The organism is Bradyrhizobium sp. USDA 4011 (genome assembly GCF_054063415.1).
The window spans coordinates 6,895,414-6,911,266 of record NZ_JBSSGG010000001.1; the positions used below are offsets into that span (position 1 = coordinate 6,895,414).

12 protein-coding genes are annotated in these 15,853 nt (G+C 63.8%); 8 read left to right on the plus strand and 4 right to left on the minus strand.

Annotation, left to right across the window (positions count from 1 at the left end):
* Positions 1-9: 9 nt before the first annotated feature.
* The 7 genes from ACVW1C_RS32475 to ACVW1C_RS32505 all read left to right on the plus strand — a co-directional run bounded on the left by ACVW1C_RS32475 (position 10) and on the right by ACVW1C_RS32505 (position 7,378).
* On the plus strand, positions 10-711 hold the full coding sequence (locus ACVW1C_RS32475; protein WP_456761749.1) for an NUDIX hydrolase: 702 nt from the start codon (positions 10-12) through the stop codon (positions 709-711).
* A gap of 639 nt (positions 712-1,350) precedes the next feature.
* Entirely contained in the window at positions 1,351-2,664 is a 1,314-nt protein-coding gene (locus ACVW1C_RS32480; RefSeq protein WP_456761750.1) for an ABC transporter substrate-binding protein, read from the plus strand.
* A 241-nt stretch (positions 2,665-2,905) separates the two neighbouring features.
* Positions 2,906-3,679 (plus strand): ABC transporter ATP-binding protein, encoded by a 774-nt coding sequence (locus ACVW1C_RS32485; RefSeq protein WP_456761751.1) that lies wholly within the window; start codon positions 2,906-2,908, stop codon positions 3,677-3,679.
* Between the two features lie 5 nt (positions 3,680-3,684).
* A complete protein-coding gene (locus ACVW1C_RS32490; protein ID WP_456763233.1) occupies positions 3,685-4,389 on the plus strand; it encodes an ABC transporter ATP-binding protein in 705 nt (234 codons plus the stop codon).
* 193 nt (positions 4,390-4,582) lie between these two features.
* Complete coding sequence (locus ACVW1C_RS32495; protein WP_176529921.1) at positions 4,583-5,464, plus strand: branched-chain amino acid ABC transporter permease; 882 nt, start codon at positions 4,583-4,585, stop codon at positions 5,462-5,464.
* Entirely contained in the window at positions 5,461-6,471 is a 1,011-nt protein-coding gene (locus tag ACVW1C_RS32500; protein WP_456761752.1) for a branched-chain amino acid ABC transporter permease, read from the plus strand. Before ACVW1C_RS32495 ends, ACVW1C_RS32500 begins: the two co-directional genes overlap by 4 nt.
* Entirely contained in the window at positions 6,437-7,378 is a 942-nt protein-coding gene (locus tag ACVW1C_RS32505) for a polyphosphate kinase 2 family protein (protein ID WP_456761753.1), read from the plus strand. Before ACVW1C_RS32500 ends, ACVW1C_RS32505 begins: the two co-directional genes overlap by 35 nt.
* A gap of 237 nt (positions 7,379-7,615) precedes the next feature.
* On the opposite strand, the gene ACVW1C_RS32510 is transcribed toward ACVW1C_RS32505, so the two are convergent.
* Positions 7,616-9,835: a spermidine synthase gene (locus ACVW1C_RS32510; RefSeq protein ID WP_456761754.1), complete on the minus strand. Its 2,220-nt coding sequence runs from the start codon at positions 9,833-9,835 to the stop codon at positions 7,616-7,618.
* A gap of 700 nt (positions 9,836-10,535) precedes the next feature.
* Here ACVW1C_RS32510 and ACVW1C_RS32515 point away from each other — a divergent pair.
* Positions 10,536-12,095: a 2-isopropylmalate synthase gene (locus tag ACVW1C_RS32515; RefSeq protein WP_456761755.1), complete on the plus strand. Its 1,560-nt coding sequence runs from the start codon at positions 10,536-10,538 to the stop codon at positions 12,093-12,095.
* An 84-nt stretch (positions 12,096-12,179) separates the two neighbouring features.
* Here the strand turns inward: ACVW1C_RS32515 and ACVW1C_RS32520 are convergent, their stop codons facing one another.
* The 3 genes from ACVW1C_RS32520 to ACVW1C_RS32530 form a co-directional block, all read right to left on the minus strand.
* Positions 12,180-13,562 carry an FAD-binding oxidoreductase gene (locus ACVW1C_RS32520; protein ID WP_456761756.1) on the minus strand — a complete coding sequence of 461 codons (1,383 nt, stop codon included), beginning with the start codon at positions 13,560-13,562 and terminating at the stop codon, positions 12,180-12,182.
* Between the two features lie 723 nt (positions 13,563-14,285).
* Positions 14,286-14,903: a molybdenum cofactor guanylyltransferase MobA gene (mobA, locus tag ACVW1C_RS32525; protein ID WP_456761757.1), complete on the minus strand. Its 618-nt coding sequence runs from the start codon at positions 14,901-14,903 to the stop codon at positions 14,286-14,288.
* Entirely contained in the window at positions 14,896-15,780 is an 885-nt protein-coding gene (locus ACVW1C_RS32530; RefSeq protein WP_456761758.1) for a formate dehydrogenase accessory sulfurtransferase FdhD, read from the minus strand. The genes mobA and ACVW1C_RS32530 overlap by 8 nt, the downstream gene beginning before the upstream one ends.
* Between the last annotated feature and the right edge of the window lie 73 nt (positions 15,781-15,853).

The following is a 15,853-nucleotide window of genomic DNA, read 5'->3' on the forward strand; positions in this document are numbered from 1 at the left end:
GTGAGTGACATGCAGTCTCCGCTGATTTGTCGCGTCACCGCGCTCGATCTGGCATTGCAGCGGCGTCCCTGGCCGTTCGCGGACGAGCGACGCGGCGAGATCGATGCGCATTTCGCCGAGCAGCAGCGGCTCAACCCGAACCTGTGGAACGGACGCGTCCTGCTCGGGCGCGATCCAATGTTTGCCGGCGAGCGGCACAGCGCGAGCTATTTCGAGACCGATTTCGCAAGCTTCCTCGCCTGGCGCGACTGGGGTTTTCCCGACAAGGAGATCTTCAACGGCTTCGGCATGGGCGCGCTGCTCTCGAGCGACGGCGCCTTCGTGTGCGGGGTGATGGGCCAGCGGACGGCGAACGCCGGACGCATCTATTTCCCCTCCGGTACGCCCGATCTCGACGACATCAGCGGAGAGACCGTCGATATTGCCAGCAGCGTGATGCGGGAGCTCGAGGAGGAGACCGGCCTTACCGCAGCGGATTGCCGCCCGGATGCCGATTGGCACTGCATCTACACCGGCATTGCGCTCGCAATGATGCAGATCCTGCGCGTCGACATGACCGCTGACGCGTTGCGTGCGCGGATCGAGGCCAATCTGGCGCGCCAGAAAAATCCCGAACTCGTCGGCATCCATCTGGTGCGCAGCCGCGCCGATCTCAACTCCGCAATGCCGCGCTTCGTCACCGCGTTCATCGAGACGCAGCTGCCGGCGTAGGGCGTTTGGTCAGAATAGTGGAAGCACGGATGTCATCGGTTGTTGCCTTCTCTTTCGCTGGGCTCGTCTGTGCAGTTGTCCTGCTTTGTGCAGTGTATTGGCACTGGCGCATCTATTCGCTGTACAGATCGCTTGACGGTGTGAGAAAGAGGTTTTCCTATGCCGAGTTTTCATTTCAACTGGGACAACCATGGTGGTCCCGGCAATTCGGCGGTCCCATGTTCAGGGACGGTCTGTCGCCAGAACAAGAGATGCAGGTTGTAGCAGCTGTTCGGGATCTGCGTCCCGCAATTGTGATTTTGCGCGTTTGCGCACTTCTGTTTTTTTGGCTGGATTGTCGCCGGATTCTTCTACGGAATCACGCATCACACGCGCAGCTGAACGCTTGCATCGGAACGTCGGGTAGCGGCTGATATTCGACGTTCATTGGGCCCGCCTTCTATCTCGCCCTTTTTTTAGGGCAAAGCGGACGTGGCTTTACGAGCGAACATCCCAGCGGATGCGTCGGCACCGCCAAAACTTTGCGCAAGCCCGCGCCGTGGCGACGCAGCCATTGCACTTGACATCATCGGCCGCTCCCCCTGTGATAGGAGGGCACGATAACAAAAAATGCAGTGCACAATCTCTGGGGAGGGATTCATGCCGGTCAGGAAGGCCGCCGCCCGCTGGCTTGCGGGTCTGTCTGTCGCGCTTGCGGCGCTGGGCGTGGCTGTTTCAGCGCATGCGCAGGACAAGAAGATCAAGATCGGCGTGATCTTCGACTTGACCGGCCCGCTGGCCGGAGGCGGCTCGGAGCTGCAATATACCGGCGTCAAGATCATGCTCGACCATTACGCCAGGACCGGCGTCGAGGGTTACAAGGTCGAGGCCGTCTACGCCGACGCGCAGAGCAAGCCCGACATCGCCATCAACGAGGCCGTCCGCCTGCTCGAGCAGGAAAAGGTCGACATGGTGATGGGCTTCTTCTCCTCGGCGCAATGCGTGCCGGTGGCGGCCCGGGTCGACCAGATGAAGAAATTCATGTGGATCACGACCTGCATCTCCTCCGGCGTGTTCGACGGCAAGAACTACAAATACGTGTTCCGCCCGCAGGCCGCCGGCAACCAGTATGGCATGATGACGACCGACTTCATCGCGCAATACTCCATGTCCAAGTTCGGCAAGGAGCCGAAAGACCTCCGCGTTGCCATCATCCATGAGGACGGCGCCTATGGCGTCGACGTCGCCAAGGGTAACGAGGCCGGCGCGAAGAAGGCCGGCTTCAACATCGTGCTCAAGGAGGGCTATTCGGCGACCGCACCCGATCTGTCGGCGCTGGTCACCAAGCTGAAGCGCGCCAAGCCCGACGTGATCTTCCACACCGGCTACAATCCCGACATCACCCTGCTGTTTCGGCAGGCGCGCGAGCAGGGGCTGAAGTTCGGCGCCATCGTCGGCCACGGTGCCGGCTATGGCGTCTACGAGAAGTTGAAGGAAGGCCTTGGCGCCGACGCCAATTACCTCTTCAACACCGACCCGATCTCGATCTGGCTCGCCAACCAGAAGACCATGGACCCGAAGCTGCCGCCGGTGATCAAGATGGTTGGCGAGGAGTTCGACAAGCTCAAGCCCGGCGTGTCGATCCGCTCCGCCCATGTCGGCATCGGCGCGGCCAATGCCTATGTCTTCCTCGACGACGTGCTGCCGCGCGCGATCAAGAAGTATGGCGGCATCGATCCCGATGCGCTGCGCAAGGCCGCGCTCGACACCGACATTCCCGAGGGCGGCACCATGCTCGGTTACGGCGTGAAGTTCTACGGCGAGGGCGAGCAGTACGCCGGGCAGAACGCGCGCTCGTTCCCGGTGGTGCTGCAATATATCGACGATAAATCCTATGTGGTGTGGCCGAAGAGCCAGATGCAGCGCGAGACCGTGCTGCCGCTGCCGGCCGGCACCACCTACAGCTACAAATAGCCGAGCAAGATGAGATCAGGTCGAGCAGCAGCCGCGAAGGAACCGCGCTCCCTCTCCCGCTTGCGGGGGAGGGTTGGGGTGGGGGTTCTCTCCACGAGTCGTATCGTGGAGAGAACCCCCACCCGGATCGCATCTTCGATGCGTTCCGACCTCCCCCGCAAGCGGGAGAGGTGCAGCGAGTCTGCGGCCAGGCTGTTTCAATCTGACTTCATCCTGCACTAGCGCTCGCGAAAGGGACGCCGTGCTCGCCGTCGAAGGCCTGGTCAAGCGGTTTGGCGGATTTCGCGCCGTCAACAACGTGTCGTTCCGCGTCGAGCAGGGCGAAATCCTCGGCCTGATCGGGCCGAACGGCTCGGGCAAGAGCACGATCTTCAACATGCTGTCGGGCACGCTGCCGCCGACCGAAGGCTCGATCCTGTTCGACGGCCGCGAGATCGCCGGTCTCGCCCCGCACCGGATCATCGTCGGCGGGATCGGCCGCACCTTCCAGATCCCGCGGCCATTCCATCGCCTCAGCATTTTCGAGAACGCCGTGCTCGCCGGCTTCTACGGCCAGGGCCGCCACAGCCGCAGCAAGGCCGAAGAGGCGGCCGAACGCGCGCTAGCGATGGTCGGCCTGCCGACCGATCGGCATAGCAGCGTCGAAGGCCTGGGCGCGGCCGGGTTGAAGAAGCTCGAACTCGCCAAGGCGCTCGCCACCGGGCCGAAATTGTTGTTGGCCGATGAAAGCCTCGGCGGTCTCGACGAAACCGAGATGGACCAGGCCGCCGACATGCTGCGCCGAATCCGCGACGAGCTCGGCATCACCATCATCTGGGTCGAGCACATCATGGGTGTCTTGATGCGCGTGGTCGATCGCGTGATGGTGCTGGATCACGGCGAGAAGATCGCCGAAGGCCTGCCGGCGGACGTCGCGGGCGATGCCAGGGTGATCGAGGTCTATCTCGGCACCGATGCGGATGCGAGCCTGGCCGCCGCCGTCGCCGAGCAGGCGCGCCGCCGGATCGGGGCGTGACCGGCATGCTGGAGCTCCGATCGATCGACGCGGGCTATGGCAGCTTCCAGGCGCTGTTCGACGTCGGCCTCGACGTCAAGGCGGGCGAGGCGGTCGGCGTGATCGGCCCTAACGGCGCCGGCAAGACGACCCTCATGCGCGTGATCTCCGGCCTGATCCGCCCGAGTAACGGCAAGATATCGATGGAGGGTGCCGACGTCGTCAGGACGCCGGCGCATCGCATCGTCAGCCTCGGGATTGCGCATGTGCCGGAAAACCGCCGGTTGTTTCCGCGGCTCACCGTGGCAGACAATCTGAAGATGGGCGCCTACATGCCCGGCGCCCGCGCGCATTACGCCGAGCGGCTCGACTTCGTGTTCGAGCTGTTCCCGCGTATGAAGGAGCGTCGCCACCAGATGGCCGGCACCATGTCGGGCGGCGAGCAGCAGATGTGCGCGATCGGCCGGGCGCTGATGTCGAACCCGAAATTGCTGCTGCTCGATGAGCCCTCGGCCGGGCTTGCGCCGGTCGTGGTGCAGCAGGTGTTCGAGCTGGTCAAGCGCATCCGCGCCTCAGGGCTGACGGTGTTGATCGTCGAGCAGAACGTGCAGCAGGTGCTGCGCGTGGTCGACCGCGCCTATCTGCTGGAAGCCGGCAGCATCCGCGCCGCCGGCACGGCGGCGGAGCTCGCGGCCAGCGACACCATCAAGCAGGCGTATCTGGGCGTGTGAGGGGATGATGGGATTGGCCAGCAAGTGCGTTCACTCATTCTCCCGTCGTCCTGAGGAGCGTGGCACGCGCGTCTCGAAGGATGCACGGCTCGGCTGGTGGCCGTCGATCCTTCGAGACGCCGCTTCGCGGCTCCTCAGGATGACGGTGCTGCCAATTCAACCAGCCGACCACACGCTTTAAGGCAGAGCGGCCATGCAATCCTTCCTCGACATTTTCGACATCTACCTGCTGGAGGCCGTGATCAACGGCATCCTGCTCGGCGGCGTGCTGGCGCTCCTGGCGCTCGGGCTCAACCTGATCTTCGGCGTCATCGACGTTACCTGGATCTGCTACGCCGAGCTCGTGATGATCGGCATGTACGGCATGTACTATCTCGTGCAGGTGTTTCATTTGCCGTACTGGGCCGCTGCGCCGCTCGTCATCCTCCTGGTGGCGCTGCTCGGGGCCGCGCTGCATTTCCTCGTCATCGCGCCGCTCTTGACCGCGCCGCCGATCAATCAGCTGCTCGCCACCGGCGGCGTGCTGTTCATCCTGCAGAGCTTTGCCACCGTCGCCTTCGGCATCGATTTCCGCAATCTCGGCATCCGCCTCCCGGTGCTGGCGCTCGGCGAGATGAATTTCAGCTACGCGCGGCTCCTGTCGTTCGGCGCGGCGCTGGTCGGCATGATCGGCGTCTATCTGTTCCTGACCCGCACCTTCACCGGCACAGCGATCCGCGCCATCGCGCAGGACCGCCAGATCATGCCGCTGATGGGCGTCGATCCCAGGCGGATCTATCTCGTCACCTCGGCGATCGGCGGCGGGCTCGCCGGTCTCGCCGCCTGCCTCCTGGTGCTGCAATATGACGTGCATCCGTTCGTCGGGCTGTCGTTCGGGCCGATCACCTTCCTGATCTGCGTGCTCGGCGGCCTCGGCAATTTCATTGGCGGCTTCGTCGCGGCTTTCGTGTTCGCCGAGATCATCTCGCTCGGCGGCCTGTTCTCCGATCTCGAATGGGGCTACGTGCTGGCGTTCGCCTTCTTCATCGTCATGATGTTCATCCGGCCCGCGGGCCTCCTGGCGAGGCGCTCGTGAACAGCAAGCTCGCCGGCTGGATCATCGCGCTGCTCGCGCTCGTCGCGCTGCCCTTCGTGCACCGCGACCCCTATCATCTTCACGTGCTGGTGCTGATCCTGATCTGGTCGTTCGCCTACACCTCGTGGTCGATCATGGGCCGCTTCGGACTGGTTTCGCTCGGCCATGGCGGCTTCATGGGGATCGGCGCCTATGTCACCGCGCTGCTCTGGAATCACCTCGGCATCTCGCCCTGGATCGGGATTCCCCTGAGCATGGCGACCGCGGGCGTGCTCGCGCTCGTCGTTGCCTATCCCTGCTTCCGCTTCCGCATCACCGGGCACTATTTCGTGCTGGTGACGCTGGCGCTGTCCGGCATCGTGCTCCAGGTCATCACCGCGACCCGCGACTATACCGGCGGCTCGCTCGGCTACACGCCACAGCGCGCGCCGAGCGGCAAGGGGCTGGTCGCACTGCAATTCGACGACAAGGTCACCTGGTATCTGATTGCGCTCGCGGTCTGGGTCGCAGGCCTCGTGATCTGGCGCGCGATCGATCGCAGCATGATCCGCCACGCCATGGAGGCGATCTCGGAGGATGAGGATGCGGCGGCCGCCGCCGGCGTCAACGTCACCGCCGAGAAGCTCAAGATCACCCTGATCAGCGCGTTGATGACCGCGCTGTCCGGTGCACTCTATTGCCAGTACCAGATGTTCATCTCGCCGGACACCGTGAGCGGCATCGCGGTCTCCCTGCAGATGGTGTTCGCCGCGATCGTCGGCGGCGTCTATGTGGCGCTGGGACCGACCGTCGGCGCCATCATCACTATCGTGCTGGCCGAGGTGCTGCGCATTTCATTCGGCACCAAGGCGGTCGGCTGGGACAACCTGGTCTATGGCGTGCTGCTGGTGCTCTTCATCATCTTCCTGCCCAAGGGCATTCTTGGTAGCGTGATCGACCGGATCAAGTCGCCACGCAAGCCATCGAGAGGCCATGAGCAACAAACCGTCCCCATCGCTCGCCGATGAACTGAAGCCCTTCGTCGCGCCGTTCCGCTTCGACGGATCAGGCGAATTCCACCTGAAATCGTGTGCGACCGCCGAGAAAGGCGGCATCGACAAGGACGCCGGCGGCAAGATCATCGAGGCCAACCGCACGCGGCTCAACGACTTCCAGGAGAAGCTCTACGCCCAGGACCGCTGGTCGCTGCTCCTGATCTTCCAGGGCATGGATGCCGCCGGCAAGGACAGTGCGATCAAGAGCGTGTTCGAGGGCGTCAACCCGCAGGGCTGCGAGGTGTCCTCGTTCAAGCAGCCCTCGACCAAGGAACTCGACCATGATTTCATGTGGCGCGCCATGATCGCGCTGCCGGAGCGCGGCCGCATCGGTATCTTCAACCGCTCCTACTACGAGGAATGCCTTGTCGTGCGCGTTCATGCCGATGTGCTCGCCAAGCAGAAGCTGCCGAAACGGCTGGTGACCAGGAACATCTGGCGCGAGCGCTTCGAGGACATCTCCGCGATCGAGCGCTATCTGTCGCGCAACGGCACCGTGATCCTGAAGTTCTTCCTGCACGTCTCCAAGGAGGAGCAGCGCCGGCGCTTTCTCGACCGGCTCGAGGAGCCGGCCAAGAACTGGAAGTTCTCGATGGCCGACGTCTCCGAGCGCGCGCTGTGGGCGAAATATCAGGCCGCCTATCAAGACATGATCCACCAGACCGCGAGCAAGGAAGCGCCCTGGCACATCGTGCCCGCCGACCACAAATGGTTCGCCCGCGTCGTGATCGGCTCGACCATCGTCAATGCGCTCGACAGGCTCGAGCTGAAATTCCCCGAGGTCGACAAGGCGGACCTGAGCGAATTCAAGCGTGTCCGTGCTGCGCTGGAGGCGGAAGGCAAGGGCGGCGCGGCGGAGAAGAATGCGGCGAAGAAGTAGGGCGGCGGTTTTCTCGCGCCCTGCGGGCGAGGCACAATTTCGGAATATTGGAAATATGCCCTTGATTTGCCCGACGTGTCAAGTGGCGCGGTCGAGCGCCGGCAGCCGCCGGCTCCTTTGCATGGGGTTGTTTTCGATATTTTGGCCGCGCGCGCCCGCGATGGGAGCTTGATCGCTACCGCAGATATCTGCGGTAGCGACTACCGTTCTCCGGCCTGCCAGCGCGTCCCTTGCGCGCTAGCCCTTGCGTGACGGCATCCAGGCCGACAAGAGATAGAAGCCGATCGCCACGATCAGGAGATAGCGGAAGCCGAGCAGGGTCGAGCACGATTCGGCGAGGCCGCCAATCACAGATCCCGCGATATTGGATCCGAACGCCTGATCGGGATTGGCTTCGTCGCGGAACGAGCGGGCGAAGATCACGCCGGCGAAGAACATCGGGCCGAGCGCCAGCGCGCACGGGATCACGTAGCGCCAGACGATGCCGCCGCTCAGGAACGTGTCGAGCGGCACCAGCACCGAGACCGCCAGCAGCGCCAGCAGCCCGGCATAGTGCCGCGCCAGCCGGGTGGACGGCACCTTGATCACGTACAAATTGGCGGCGAGGATCAGCAGCAGCGCGGTGAAGAACACCGCAGAGTTGACCAGCCAGGTGCTGCCGAACAACAGCGCCATCTGCACCACCGCCTTGGTCTCGAGCAGCATGAAAGCCGCGCCGAGGAAGAACATCCGGTTGTTGGGCCGCCAGGCGCCCTTCGGCTTGAACAGATAGACGAGGCCAAGCCCAAGCACGCCGAGCAGGATCATCGAGCGAACGGTCAGGTCGGGAATCAGCCTGCCGCTGACATAGAGGAACGGCCAGTCGTCGCTGGTCGATTGCCTGGCGCCTTCATTGTCGACCACCAGCTTGGCCGGCGCCAGCGGCACCCAGTCGCCGTGCTGGGCCGCAGCCTTGTCCTGGCCCTTGTCTCGTCCCTTTTGTTGCGGCTTGTCGAAGCCGTTGACCGCCAGGTTCTCCGGCGGAAGGCTGTTCAGCCAGAACTGGCCGCGGTCGCGGAACGCGGTCGAGATGCGCGGATTGCAGCCCGCGATGATGGTGGTGAAGCCGACAGCTTCGGACGAGGTCAGCGTTTCCTTGTAGGGCAGCGGCAGCACCAGCGGATCGCAGCCGAACACCTGCTTGGCCATCTCGGCGACGCGTTGCACGATCCAGCCCTGGCGATAGTAGTTGTACATCACGAAGACGCCGTCTTGCTTCAGCACGCGGCGGACGTCCTGGAACGCCTGTTCGGTGAACAGATAGCTTTCGAGGCGGATGTTGGCGTAGCCGCTGTGCAGGATCAGCGAGTCGACGAGCGCATACACGACCAGATCGTATTTGCGTTCGGTGGTGCGCAGGAAATGCCGGCCGTCGTCGAGATGCGGCACCACCCTCGGATCCTGATAGGGCTTGTCGGGATGGTTGTGGATGCCGATGTTCTGGATCACGGGATCGATCTCGACCGCATCGATGCGCTCGACGCCGAAGCGCAAGGCGTGCGCGAGGTCGTTGCCGGAGCCGGCGCCGATGATCATGACGTCCTTGAACGGCGCGCCGCCGCTGTGCTTCTGCAGCAGGTGGATCAGCGAATAGGACGAGCCGCGTTCGCTGAACGGCATCATTTCCTGATGGCCGATGCTGTTGACGGTGATCACGCCGTTCGATTTGTTGAGGTCGACGGCGTAATAGGGCGACCAGCGGATGTCATGGCTGTCGGAACGATCGGTGTAGAAGGCGGTAAATCCCACCACGATGATGATCGTCGCAAGGCGCAGGATCGACAGCGCCTTGTCCTGGTAGAGCAGGTAGACGATGCCGGCGCAGCCGATGCCGAACCAGACCACCGGCGGCGCCTGCGCGAACGACAGCAGCGAGAACCCGACGATGCCCGCGAGGCTGCCGCCGATATTCAGCGAATAGCCGGCGACGCGGTTGGGGTAGGCGTCGAAGGCGCGGCCGAGCGTCTGGCCGAGGCCGACGAACATCAGCGCGATCAGCACGAAGAACAGCCCGGCGATTGCCTCGATCGGCACGACGAACTTGGCGAGATCCGGGTTGCGATACTCGGTGCCGAAAAACACCTCCTGGGGCGAGGCCTGATGGCCGACGTCGACCGCGAACTGGCCCCAGTTGGAATACAGCGCCATGATCGTGGCCACGGCAGCGAAGGTCACGAGCGCGAGCCCCGGAAACAGCGCAAGCCAGTTGGCGCTCCGCCGCGCGGCAAGGCAGCCGCAGGACATGCCGAGGAAGGCCGCGAGCAGCACGATATTGGTGAAGAATTGCAGGAACACGACCTTGGCCGAGAACCAGCGGATGCAGGCCAGTTCGAGAAACAGGATCAGGAATCCGACCAGGAAGAGATTGAAGCCCGCTTGGCGCTGATTAGGCCCATCGGCCAGGTTCGTCGTGGGCATGATCCCCATATCTCCTTAACCAAACAAGGTCGCGCCCTTAACACCCGGTCGCCGGACGCACGCTAGATGCAACCTGTTGAGCAATCATTGATTTGACCGGCGGCGCACGCGCCATGGTTGTCGTTGTCGCGGTCACGCATGGCGTCATGGTGTAGGAGAGGTTTCGCTGCGCACGGGGGGCCGTCCGGGGCATCGATGTCTTGGTGCTGCTGATGAAAGACGTGGAGGCCGGGCCACCTGATGCTTCCTCCGCACAAGGAGGAGGCAATGATCCGCCCGCGCGTTCCCCCAACGTGGCGTGCGCAGCCATGACGAAGCGTTAGGTCAGCCGCTCTGTCTCTCTTTACCCATTGCGGCAGCTTGCCATAATCGTCTAGAACGACGGCGCATGGCGCGTCCCGGCAACCAACCGTCAAGGGTTTTGACCGAGGATTTCGGCGCTCAACAGGGTCTGGCAATGCTGATTCGCGGCCAAAATGATGGGATTTCGGGGGAGGTGGCCGAGGCTACCGCCACGTTCCCGGCCGCGGCGCCCATCCTGCTTATTGGCGGCCTTCTTCTTACCTGCCCCTGAGGGCCGGCTGGGCGTTTGCGCCTGGGCACTCAGGGGTTTGTACGAGATCACCGGACCCTGATAATCGCCCAAGTAATTGCTCAAGGAGCAACATGACGGGCGCAGAAGCTTAAAGGAATTTCTGACATGGCCACCGCGAACAAGTCCGAGAAGGACCGCGTCATCATTTTCGACACCACCCTGCGCGACGGCGAGCAGTGCCCCGGCGCCACCATGACCTTCGAGGAGAAGCTCGAGGTCGCCGAGCTGCTGGACGATATGGGCGTCGACGTCATCGAGGCCGGCTTCCCGATCACCTCGGAAGGCGACTTCCAGGCGGTCAGCGAGATCGCCCGCCGCTCCAAGAACGCGATCATCGCGGGCCTGTCCCGCGCCCATCCGGCCGACATCGACCGCTGCGCCGAAGCCGTCAAGTTCGCCCGCCGCGGCCGCGTCCACACCGTGATCGCGACCTCGCCGCTGCATATGCGCGTGAAGTTGAACAAGACCCCCGAGGAGGTCATCGAGACCTCGGTTGCTATGGTCGCCCGCGCCCGCAACCAGATCGACGACGTCGAATGGTCGGCCGAGGACGGCACCCGCAGCGAGATGGACTATCTGTGCCGGATCGTCGAAGCGGTGATCAAGGCCGGCGCCACCACGGTGAACATCCCGGACACCGTCGGCTACACGGTGCCGGAGGAATACACCCACTTCATGCGGACGCTGATCGAGCGGGTGCCGAACTCCGACAAGGCGATCTTCTCGGTGCATTGCCACAACGATCTCGGCATGGCAGTGGCGAACTCGCTGGCCGGCATCGTCGGCGGCGCGCGGCAGGTCGAGTGCACCGTCAACGGCATCGGCGAGCGCGCCGGCAATGCCGCGCTGGAAGAGGTCGTGATGGCGATCAATGTGCGGAACGACAAGTTTCCGTATTGGAACAAGATCGACACCACGCAGCTGACCCGCGCCTCGAAGGTGGTGTCCGCCGCCACCTCGTTCCCGGTGCAGTACAACAAGGCGATCGTGGGCCGCAACGCGTTCGCCCATGAGAGCGGCATCCATCAGGACGGCGTGCTGAAGGATGCCTCGACCTACGAGATCATGCGGCCCGAGATGGTCGGCCTGAAGCAGTCCTCGCTGGTGCTGGGCAAGCATTCCGGCCGCCACGCCTTCATCCACAAGCTGGAGGAGATGGGCTACAAGCTCGGCGCCAACCAGCTGGAGGATGCCTTTACGCGGATGAAGGCGCTGGCCGACCGCAAGAAGGACATCTACGACGAGGACATCGAGGCACTGGTCGACCAGGAGATGGCTGCCGCGCACGACCGCATCAAGCTGGCCTCGCTGACCGTGATCGCCGGCACCCATGGTCCGCAGCGAGCGACCATGAAGCTCGACGTCGACGGCCAGATCAAGATCGAGGAAGCCGAGGGCAACGGTCCGGTCGATGCCGTCTTCAACTGCATCAAGCGTCTGGTCCCGCACGAGGCCAAGCTGGAGCTCTATCAGGTCCACGCGGTGACCGAAGGCACCGATGCACAGGCCGAAGTCTCGGTGCGCCTCGCCCATGAGGGCCGCTCGATGACCGCGCGCGCCGCCGATCCGGACACGCTGGTTGCCTCCGCCAAGGCCTATCTCGGCGCGCTGAACAAGATCGTGATGAAGCGCCAGCGCGACGTCCCGACCGCCGCCGCGAGCTAAGGTTCGTTTATTTATGCATTTGGAAACGCGGCGCCCTGGGCGCCGCGTTTTTCATTTGCCAAGGCGCGCCGTCATCTGTCGGCGTCAAGCGGCCGGCCTGATGTTCTGGTTGACCCGGAACAGATTGGCGGAATCATATTTGCGCTTCACCTCGGCCAGCCGCGCATAGTTGGATCCGTAGGTAGCCTTGAGACGGGCTTCGCCCTCATCATCCATCATGAAATTCGGGTAGGCGCCGCCGAGGTCGAACGGGTGAACCGCCTCCCAATAGGCCTTGGTCCATCGTGTGATTGGCCCTGCCTTTTGCGGATTCGGATCGATTCCGGCGATGACCATCGACCAGGTCGCGTCGCGACAATTCCACGCGGTCTCGCCGCTGCTGACGCGATGGACGGCGCCGTCGATCGGGTAGAGATGCATGAGCGACAATTCGCTCGGGGTCTTTGCGGCCTGCTCGAGATGGGCGTCGATCGCGGCGTCCGGCAACGTCTTGACGAAATCGCCGCGCCAATACCACTGCATGCCCTTGGGGTAGAGCCCGTCAAACATGCTCTGCACCGCAGGATAGGGCATCGTCCCCATCCAGTTGAACCATGGCGTCGGCAAGGCATCGAGCAGCGGTGCCAGCGCTCCTCTGCCGCCGTCCGCGGCGCCGTCGTAGCAGCACATCAACAGGCAGATGCGCTTTCCCCAATGCTCCTGCGGAAATGGCGGACCTGACGGGATCGTCTTGAGTCCGAGGAAGACGCTGAGCTCCTCCGGCGCGGTCGGCAGGAAGTCGCGATAATGCTGCATGATCGTGCGCGCATGCTGCTGATCCCAGGCGATCGGCCCGGCAAACACCGCATTGACCGGATGGAGCCTGAACAGGAAGGACGTGACGATGCCGAAATTGCCCCCGCCGCCGCGCAGCGCCCAGAGCAGGTCGGCGTTCTCGTCCTTGCTGGCGACGGCAAAGCTGCCGTCGGCGAGCACGACGTCGGCTTCGAGCAGATTATCGATCGTGAGGCCATATTTGCGGGTGAGATAGCCATGGCCGCCGCTCAATGTCAGGCCGGCGATCCCGGTGGTCGAGATGATACCCGCCGGGACGGCGAGGCCGAACACATGGGTGGCATGGTCGACATCGCCCTGGGTACATCCCGCGCCGACCCGCGCCGTGCGGGCAACCGGATCGACGCGCACGCCCTTCATGGCAGACAGGTCAATGACCAGTCCGTCATCCACGCTGCCGAGACCGGGTCCATTATGACCGCCGCCGCGAATTGCGATGCGCAGGTCGTTCTCGCGGCCGAACTTCACTGCGGCGACGACGTCGGCGACATCGACACATCGTGCGATGAGCGATGGCCGCTTGTCGATCATGCCGTTAAAGAGTGCACGAGCTTCGTCGTAATCGGTTTCGCCGCGCGCGATGACCGCGCCGCGCAAATTTTCACGTAGTTTAATTATGACTTCGTCACGCATGATGCTCTCCTGATCCAAGGAATCGGCAAGGCAGCCCGATGGGCGTACTGCGTCCGTGTCGGAACAGGGCCCTGTCAATTGCTGACGCTAATCGGGGCACCCGAAGGCTGCACTGTACCAGATATTGGCGGTAGCTGCGTGATCTGAATGCTGAAGAGAATGTTTTTCGATTGGAATCAAGTTTGCCCTTGAAGGGCTTTGCTGGATTCTATTCCCAGCAATCCGACTGTCTCCCGATCGGTTTGGGATTTTTTACGCGGCCGCCCGCGCTAGCCTGTCATTGTCCCTCCCGCAAGGACGCCGCCCATGCCGCTCGCCTCCATCGATGTCGACACGCAACGCAGCCCGACGCCGGCAGAGACCGCTGACGCGCCGGGTGGACCTCACGACGCTGCGCCTGTTCGTCGCGGTCTGCGACGAACAGAACCTCGCTCGCGCCGCGCAGCGCGAGGGATCGCGGCCACCGCCGTGTCGAAACGGATGAACGATTTCGAGCTGGCGTTCGGCGTCGTGCGATCCCGCTGCGCGACGATTGGGGGCGGCGCGAGCTGAAGATCGTGGTCCGCGATGCCGCGAATCTGTCCGCAACCGGCCGCCTGATGCTGGACTATCTGCGCGCCGTGGAAACGGATCGGAGAGGGCGGGCCGGCGGACAGCTCGGCTAGCTGCGTGCGTGCTCGCAGCCGGGGATGCCCGTTCCGGACGCAAGCGCAGGCGCGCGTCTCAGCCGTCGTCGAGTGCGGCGAGGCGATCGGCTTCCGCGATGTCTTCGACGGTGTTGGCGTTGAAGAACGGATCCAGCGGCTCGGTCGGCCATTCGACCGTTGCCAGCGGATAGCGCGCGGTCCAGCGATCGATCTTGCGCACGTCCTCCACGACCAGCGCGTGGCGCAATTCGTTCCGCAACCGCACGCTCCAGAGACCGATGACCGGATGCGTCTGCCCGCCGGATGAGGCGACCGCGAGCTCGGCATTCTCTGCCGCGCGCGCCTGCTCCAGGCGTGCGACAAGATCACGCGGAAGAAACGGACAGTCGCCCGCTGCGCTCAGCACCCATTTCGCATCCGGCCGATTGGCCGCGGTCCAATCGAGCGCGGCGAGGATGCCGGCGAGGGGACCCGGATAATCGGCGACATCGTCAGCGACGACCGGAAGGCCGAACGCGGCGAAGCGCGCGGGGTCGCCATTGGCGTTGATGATCAACCCGCTGCATTGCGGGGCGAGACGGTCGATCACCCGTTGCAGAATGGTCCGGCCGGCGATCTTGCGCATCGGCTTGTCGCCGCCGCCCATCCGCCGCGCGAGGCCGCCGGCCAGCAGCACGCCCGGGATATCAATCATTGTCGGCCTCGCCCTTGCGCTTGTGCCGCATCGATTCCTCTTCGACATAATCGAGGTTCTGGTCGTAGACGATCCGCCCCTCACCCGACAGCGCGATGAAGCGCTTGCCGCGCGCGCGCCCGACCAGCGTCAGCCCGACCTGCCGCGCCAGATCGACGCCCCAGGCGGTGAATCCGGAGCGGGAGACCAGGATCGGGATGCCCATCCGCACCGTCTTGATCACCATCTCGGAGGTGAGCCGCCCGGTAGTGTAGAGGATCTTGTCTGCCGGATCGACATTGTGGCGATAGATCCAGCCCGCGATCTTGTCGACGGCGTTGTGCCGGCCGACGTCCTCGGTGTAGCAGACCGGGGTGCTCTCCTTGCACAGCACGCAGCCGTGAATGGCGCCCGCTTCCAGATAGAGCGACGGCATCGTGTTGATGGTGTGGGTCATCTGGTAGAGCCAGGAGGTCCGCAGTTCGGCCTTCGGCAGCGCGACCTTCTCGACGGCTTCAAGCAGGTCGCCGAACGCCGTCCCCTGGGCGCAGCCCGAGGTCTGCGTCCGCTTCTTCAGCTTCGCCTCGAAATTGGTGTGGTGCTCGGTGCGGACCACCACCACCTGGAGGTCGTCGTCATATTCGACCTCGGTGACGACGTCGTCGTATTTGAGCATGTTCTGGTTCAGGAGGTAGCCGAGCGCGAGGTATTCGGGATAGTCGTTGATCGTCATCATCGTGACGATCTCCTGCGCGTTGAGGTACAGCGTCAGCGGCCGCTCGACCGGCACCTTGATCTCGGTCCGCGCGCCGGTCTGATCGATGCCGATGACGCGCTCGGTCAGTCGCGGATCGTCCGGGTCTGGAACAATAACGGGCGCGGTGGTCTTCTCGGTCACAGGTCGGCGTCCCAATGGGTTCACATGGCAACGAAGCTCGGGATATAAGCACGATCGGAGACTGACTGGCCAC

What these genes read in the sequence shown, in the direction of transcription:
- ACVW1C_RS32475 (WP_456761749.1), top strand. Translation starts at nt 10, where the DNA reads ATGCAGTCTCCGCTGATTTGTCGCGTCACCGCGCTCGATCTGGCATTG.
- ACVW1C_RS32480 (WP_456761750.1), top strand. Translation starts at nt 1,351, where the DNA reads ATGCCGGTCAGGAAGGCCGCCGCCCGCTGGCTTGCGGGTCTGTCTGTC.
- ACVW1C_RS32490 (WP_456763233.1), top strand. Translation starts at nt 3,685, where the DNA reads ATGCTGGAGCTCCGATCGATCGACGCGGGCTATGGCAGCTTCCAGGCG.
- ACVW1C_RS32495 (WP_176529921.1), top strand. Translation starts at nt 4,583, where the DNA reads ATGCAATCCTTCCTCGACATTTTCGACATCTACCTGCTGGAGGCCGTG.
- ACVW1C_RS32505 (WP_456761753.1), top strand. Translation starts at nt 6,437, where the DNA reads ATGAGCAACAAACCGTCCCCATCGCTCGCCGATGAACTGAAGCCCTTC.
- ACVW1C_RS32510 (WP_456761754.1), bottom strand. Translation starts at nt 9,835, where the DNA reads ATGCCCACGACGAACCTGGCCGATGGGCCTAATCAGCGCCAAGCGGGC.
- ACVW1C_RS32515 (WP_456761755.1), top strand. Translation starts at nt 10,536, where the DNA reads ATGGCCACCGCGAACAAGTCCGAGAAGGACCGCGTCATCATTTTCGAC.
- ACVW1C_RS32520 (WP_456761756.1), bottom strand. Translation starts at nt 13,562, where the DNA reads ATGCGTGACGAAGTCATAATTAAACTACGTGAAAATTTGCGCGGCGCG.
- mobA (WP_456761757.1), bottom strand. Translation starts at nt 14,903, where the DNA reads ATGATTGATATCCCGGGCGTGCTGCTGGCCGGCGGCCTCGCGCGGCGG.